This is a genomic window from Streptomyces kebangsaanensis, assembly GCF_001906585.1.
Classification (GTDB): domain Bacteria; phylum Actinomycetota; class Actinomycetes; order Streptomycetales; family Streptomycetaceae; genus Streptomyces; species Streptomyces kebangsaanensis.
On sequence record NZ_JUJA01000057.1, the window covers coordinates 7,916 to 13,780 of the forward strand.

Sequence of the window (5,865 nt, forward strand, 5' to 3'; positions counted from 1 at the left end):
GCGATCGGTGCCGGCCTGGCCGCGCCGCCGGGGGAGCCGAGCCCGTCGAAGAACTCCGCGTTCGCCCGTGTGCGGTCCCGCCACCCGGCCGGCACGTCCTCCTCGCGGAAGACCGCCTCCACCGGGCACTCCTCGACGCGGGCCCTGCCCTTCACGTCCACGCACGGCTGCGCGATCGGACAGGTCATGAGCGCCCTCCTCCTGCGGGTCGGCACCGGGGCCGAGCGTCTCCTGCGCTATTTCTACGAATAGCACATGTAATAATAGGCGAAACGCCGGGTGCCGGGCGTGGCGACGAACGAGAAGGGGAGAGCCGTGACGCAGTCCTTCGAGGTCCACATCCGCAACACCGCGACCGATCCGGCCGTCCAGGCCGAGGCCGCGATCCTGGCCGCGCACCGGCGCCTGCTCGCCGGGCTGCGGCCCAAGACGGCACTGCTGACCGAACTCCACCTGGGCCACTCCGCCCGGGAGCAGGCACGAGCGGCCCTGACCGACTACTGCGCCGGCGAGGTGCGCCGCCATCTGGCCGCGACCGACCAGGCGCTGTACGCGCCCGCCGCGGGCGCCGCCGAGACCCGGCTGCTGGTCAAGGCCCTGAGGGCCACCTCGTCCGCCGTCGGCGCGCGGATCGACGCGCTCGCCTCGGCCGACGACGCGGCCGCCGCGGCGGCCGCCGCCCAGGACGTCGTCGGCCTCCTCACGGTCCATCTCTCCGTCGAGGAGACCGTGCTGCTGCCCGCGCTCGCCGCCCTGCCCGGCGCCGACCTGCCGCTGCTCGCCGCGGACTTCGAGACCCTGCTGGAGGGCGGCCGGCTCGAACAGCCCGCCGTCGTCGACGTCACCGCCGTCCCGCACGGCAGGCGCCACCCGCGCATCTTCGCCCGCTACGCCCGCCTCGCGCCCGGCGAGGCCTTCACCCTCGTCAACAACCACGACCCCAAGCCGCTGCGGCGCGAGTTCGAAGCCACCCATCCGGGCGCCTTCACCTGGGACTACCTGGAATCCGGGCCCCAGCGGTGGCGGGTCCGCATCGGCCGGAAGGCCACCTCCACCTGAACCCGCCGGCCTCTGGGCCATGGCGCCCGAGTGCGGTGGCCGCCGGGGTGTTCGAGCGGTCGGCCGGGACGGGGTGAGCCCGTGGTCGTCCCGGGTACCCGGACAGTCCGGACGTGAGGACGACGAGGAGCGCGAGCATGGCTCCCACGACACGGAGGACGGCAACGCCCGCACGGGACGGCCGTCGACCGCCGGCCCGGAGCACCAAGCGGTACGACGCGGTTCCCGAACGCGACGGGGAAGCGGACCTGCTGGGCCAGTACCTGCGCCAGATCGCGGCGACACCGCTGCTCGACGCGGACGGCGAAGTGCGGCTGGCCCAGCGCATCGAGGCCGGCCTGCACGCCGTGGAGGAACTGCGGCAGGCCGGGGAGGGCGGCCGTGAGCTCCCGCCGGAGCGCCGGCGGGAGCTGGAGGCCGCCGTGCGCGACGGCCAGGAGGCGAAGGACCACATGGTGCGGGCCAACCTCCGGCTCGTGGTGTCGATGGCCAAGCGGCACGCCCACCGCGGGCTGCCCCTGCTCGACGTCATCCAGGAGGGCAACCTGGGGCTCATCAGGGCGGTGGAGAAGTTCGACCACACCAGGGGCTTCAAGTTCTCCACGTACGCCACCTGGTGGATCCGGCAGGCGATCGAGCGCGGTCTCGCCACGCACGCGCGTGCGGTGCGGCTGCCGATGCACGTCGTGGAACAGCTGCAGAAACTGGCCAAGGTCGAGCGCAGGCTGCACCTCCGCCTCGGGCGCGAGCCGACCGTCGAGGAGGTCGCCCGGGACAGCGGCATCGGCGAGGACAGGGTGATCTGGCTGCGCCGCGTCGGCCGGCAGGTGATCAGCCTGGACACGCCGGTGGACGACACCGGCGAGACGGTGGTGGGCGACCTCATCCCCGACAGCGAGGTGCTGCGGGCCCCCGAGGTCGTCGAGTACCAGGCGCTCGCGGAGGAGCTGCGGGAGGCCGTCGACACGCTCGCACCGCGCGAGGCCCTCATCCTCAGCCTGCGCTACGGCCTGCACGACGGGCGGCAGCGCACCCTCCAGGAGGTCGCACGGCACGTGGGTCTGACCCGCGAACGCGTCCGTCAGCTGGAGAAGGAGTCCCTGGCACGGCTGAGGGAACAGGAGCCGGGCGAACGGCTCCTGGAGTGGGCGGGCTGACGCCCGCACCCGGACACGGACGTGCGCCCGGCCTGAGGGCCGGGCGCACGTCCGCTCCCACCGTGGACCGCGCGGGCGGCCGTCACCAGCGGTACCAGCGACCCCTCCGGCCGCCGCTGCCCTCCGCCCGTACGACGAAGCCGAGCAGCCACACCACGAGCACGATGACCGCGATCCACCACAGCGCCTTCAGGGCGAACCCGGCGCCGAAGAGGATCAGGGCGAGCAGAAGAACGAGCAGCAAGGGAACCATGGTTATCAACCTCCGAACCACCGTCTGCCCCCCTTTCCCAGGAAAACGCCCCGCGAATGTTGGTGTTTCCATATCCGAGGAAGGGGAACCCGAATGTGTTCCTTCGCGAGCCGACCCGGAGGCAGAGATGACGGTGCGTCGTATCGGCCTGGTCGTCCACGGCGGCCGGGAGGAGGCCGTGACCGCGGGGCGGACGGTGCGCCAGTGGTGCGAGGAGCATGCCGTGAGCTGCGCGGACATCGACGTGTGGCACGACGGGGAGCGGCGCAGCGCCTGGGAGGAGGTCGAGGCCGCGGGCGATCCCGACCTCGTCGTCACCCTGGGCGGGGACGGGACCTTCCTGCGCGGCGCCCGGCTGGCCGCCGTGAACGACGCCCTCGTCCTGGGCGTCGACCTCGGCCGGGTCGGCTTCCTCACCGAGGTGCCGGTCACGGTCGTGCGCTCCGCGCTGGACGCCGTCGTCGAGGACCGCCTCACCGTGGAGAGCCGCATGCTGCTCACCCTGCGCGCCTCGCGCCGGCTGGAGGTGCCCGCCGACATCGAGGAGCTGATGCGCTACGGCCGCCGCCCGATACTGCCGCCGCCGCGGGTGCGCACCGACTGCGAGGCCGGCGGCGACTGGGGCATCGCGCTGCACGTCACCGCGCTGAACGACGTCGTACTGGAGAAGCTGGCACGGGACCGGCAGATCTCCGCCGGCGTCTACCTCGCGGGCCGGCTCCTGGCCTCCTACTCGGCCGACGCGCTGCTGGTCGCCACCCCGACCGGCTCGACGGCCTACAGCTTCGCCGCCGGCGGACCGGTGGTCTCGCCCCGCGCGGACGCCCTCGTCTTCACCCCGGTCGCCCCGCACATGGCGTTCAACCGGTCGGTCGTGGCCGCACCGGACGAACCCGTCGCCCTGCGCATCCTGGACCGCTCGGGCCAGGCCGCCGTGAGCATCGACGGCCAGCTGCGCGGGGTGCTCGACCCCGGTGACTGGATCGGCGTGTACGCGGCCCGGCAACGGCTGCGGGCCGTCCGGCTGGGCCCGATGGACTTCTACGGCCGGCTGCGCGACCGCATGAACCTTACCGACGCCCCGGCCGCGGTCGCCGACGGAGCCCCCGCCCCGCTCTGGCCGGTGACCACCCCGCGGCCCGGGGATCTCGCCCATCTGGCGCTGCCTCCCGGCCCCGGCGTACTTCGCGGCGCGTCCGGGCCCCGCGGCCTGCCCGAGTAGCGCCGCCCCCGTCAGGAGCGGGCCCCACCGGGCAGGCGGTAGGCGGCGAGCGCGGCGAGGTCGTCCTCCAGCCGGCCGTCGCTGTAGTCGACCAGGTCGGCGTGCAGCCGCTCCAGGAGCTCACCGGGCGGGAGGCCGGCCCACGGGCGGACGCGCTCGACCAGGGGGGAGAAGGCGCCGGCGGGGTCCCGGGTCTCGGTCACGCCGTCGGTGTAGAGCAGCAGCTGGTCACCGGGCCGGAAGGGCACGGCGTCCACGTGGTAGCCGTTGCCGATCAGCCCGCCGAGGTTGACGGGCGGCGAGGGATCGGTCGCCTCCAGCTCGGTGACCCGGCCGCGGCTGATGAGCAGCGGCGGCGGATGACCGCAGGTGACGATGCGGACGACGGGCTCCCGGTCGGGGATCTCCGCGAACAGCGCCGTCACGAAGCGCTCCGCCGCCTCACCGCCGGCGATCTGCCGGGCGTAGTGTCCTGTGCTCCGCTCCGTCCGCCGGGCCAGACCGGCCAGATCGGGCTCCTCGGGGGCGGCCTCGCGGAAGGCGCCGAGCATCGCCGCGGCCGTCTCGACGGCGACCAGGCCCTTGCCGCGGACGTCGCCGATGAGCAGGCGCACTCCGTGCGCCGTCGGCAGCGCCTCGTACAGATCGCCCCCGATCCGCGCCTCGGCGGCCGCGGAGAGGTACAGGGTCTCCACGGAGACCTGGCCGAGGTGGCGGGGGACCGGCCGCAGCAGAACCCGCTGCGCGGTCTCCGCCACGGAGCGCACCGTGGCGAGGGTGCGCTCCCGGCGCGTCCGGTGCACCGCCAGGATCGTGCCCAGGACGCCGACCACGAAGGTGCACACGTAGTTGGCCACGTAATGGCGGTCCCACACATAGCCCACGGGACGGCCCGCGCAGCACGGAGTACCGGCCAGGACACCCTCGAACACGATGGCGAACACGGTGACGGCGGCGACGGCGGCCGGACCGTGCGCGAAGGCGGCGACCACCGGGAGCGCGGTGAGCACGAAGCTCACGGGCCACTGCACAGGGGTGATCGGCTCCACGGCGAGGACCACCGCGACGTACATGGCCGGCAGCCGGCGCAGCCACCGGGGCGGCGCGGGCACCCGAGGCTGGGCCGGGGGCTCCCGCGTCGCACGCGCGTCCTCGCCGGTACGGCGGCCGGGCCGCCTCACCGCCGGCCCCGGCGGCACCCGGGCGGCGGGGGAGCGGGAGACCCGGGGGAGTGCGGCAGGGTACGCCCCGGCTCCGGACGGCGGTCCTCGCGGAAACACTCAGGCGGCCTGGTCACAGGAACTCCCGGCGGGCTTCGTCAGGACCACCAGCGTGCTGGGCCGCACGGCCTCCACCGTGTCATTGCTCCAGGCAAGGGCATGTCAGCGGCGAGGGGGCCGGTGAAGCGGACGATCCGGGGCAGACGGCGAAGTGATCTTCGCCGCCGCCCGAGGAGGGGGTCCTCGCCCGCCATGACCACGCCTGCCCGCCGCATACGCCGGACCGACCGCCGGCGCCCCTTCGACCTGCGCGCGACGGCCCTGTTCTTCGCCCTCGCCGCCCTCGTCCTGGCCGTCCTGGGCCTCACCGTCCGAGCGGCGGCCGCCGCGGCGGAGCGGCGCCCGGTCTGGGCGGCAGTCCTGGGCCTCACCGCCGCCGCGGCCGTCGTCCTCGCGGTACGGCGCCGGCGGCGCGGGTCCCGCGCGAGGAGGGCCGCCCGCCGGGCCGCCGCCGCGCTCGCGGAGGGGACGAGAACCGCGCTCGACGCCCTGGAGGCCCCACCCGCCGGGCCCGCGGCCCCGGCGGGACCCGAGCCGCCGGCCGCGGTGGTGGACGCCGTCGACTACGACGCCCTGGCGCCCGACGAGTTCGAGCAGGCGGTGGCCGCGCTGTGCGAACGCGACGGATGCTCGCGGGTCGAGGTGGTCGGCGGGGCCGGGGACCTCGGCGCCGACGTCCTGGCCGTGACCCCGGACGGGCGGCGCGTGGTCGTCCAGTGCAAGCGCTACGGCGACACCAACCGGGTCGGCTCCGAGGAGCTCCAGCGCTTCGGCGGCACCTGCTACACCGTGCACGAGGCCGATGTCGCGGTCGTCGTCACCACCAGCGACTTCACCGCCCCGGCCGTCGAGTACGCCGAGCGGTGCGGGATCGTCTGCCTGGACCGGCAGGCC

6 protein-coding genes and 1 pseudogene are annotated in these 5,865 nt (G+C 74.8%); 4 read left to right on the top strand and 3 right to left on the bottom strand.

From position 1 onward, the window contains the following. A pseudogene (locus RH94_RS08045) lies at positions 1-188 on the bottom strand (ferredoxin); the annotation flags it as partial. 127 nt (positions 189-315) lie between these two features. Between RH94_RS08045 and RH94_RS08050 the strand changes: the two are divergent. After that, entirely contained in the window at positions 316-1,059 is a 744-nt protein-coding gene (locus RH94_RS08050) for a DUF2249 domain-containing protein (protein ID WP_073946943.1), read from the top strand. Between the two features lie 137 nt (positions 1,060-1,196). After that, positions 1,197-2,216, top strand: coding sequence for a sigma-70 family RNA polymerase sigma factor (locus tag RH94_RS08055; protein ID WP_073946944.1), 1,020 nt, complete (start codon positions 1,197-1,199; stop codon positions 2,214-2,216). 82 nt (positions 2,217-2,298) lie between these two features. Here the strand turns inward: RH94_RS08055 and RH94_RS08060 are convergent, their stop codons facing one another. Beyond that, positions 2,299-2,469, bottom strand: a complete 171-nt coding sequence (locus tag RH94_RS08060; protein WP_073946945.1) for a hydrophobic protein — start codon at positions 2,467-2,469, stop codon at positions 2,299-2,301. A gap of 127 nt (positions 2,470-2,596) precedes the next feature. On the opposite strand from RH94_RS08060, the gene RH94_RS08065 reads away from it, so the two are divergent. Then, the gene (locus RH94_RS08065; RefSeq protein ID WP_073946946.1) at positions 2,597-3,691 is read left to right on the top strand and encodes an NAD(+)/NADH kinase; all 1,095 of its coding nucleotides are present in this window, start codon (positions 2,597-2,599) and stop codon (positions 3,689-3,691) included. Between the two features lie 11 nt (positions 3,692-3,702). Here RH94_RS08065 and RH94_RS08070 read toward each other — a convergent pair whose 3' ends face one another. Then, positions 3,703-4,803, bottom strand: a complete 1,101-nt coding sequence (locus RH94_RS08070) for a PP2C family protein-serine/threonine phosphatase (protein ID WP_234425616.1) — start codon at positions 4,801-4,803, stop codon at positions 3,703-3,705. Between the two features lie 360 nt (positions 4,804-5,163). On the opposite strand from RH94_RS08070, the gene RH94_RS08075 reads away from it, so the two are divergent. Then, the coding region (locus RH94_RS08075) for a restriction endonuclease (RefSeq protein WP_073946947.1) at positions 5,164-5,865 on the top strand (702 nt) is incomplete at its 3' end.

Bases quoted from the DNA above. Each gene is read 5' to 3' on its own strand.
- RH94_RS08065 (WP_073946946.1), top strand. From the start codon at position 2,597: ATGACGGTGCGTCGTATCGGCCTGGTCGTCCACGGCGGCCGGGAGGAG.
- RH94_RS08060 (WP_073946945.1), bottom strand. From the start codon at position 2,469: ATGGTTCCCTTGCTGCTCGTTCTTCTGCTCGCCCTGATCCTCTTCGGC.
- RH94_RS08055 (WP_073946944.1), top strand. From the start codon at position 1,197: ATGGCTCCCACGACACGGAGGACGGCAACGCCCGCACGGGACGGCCGT.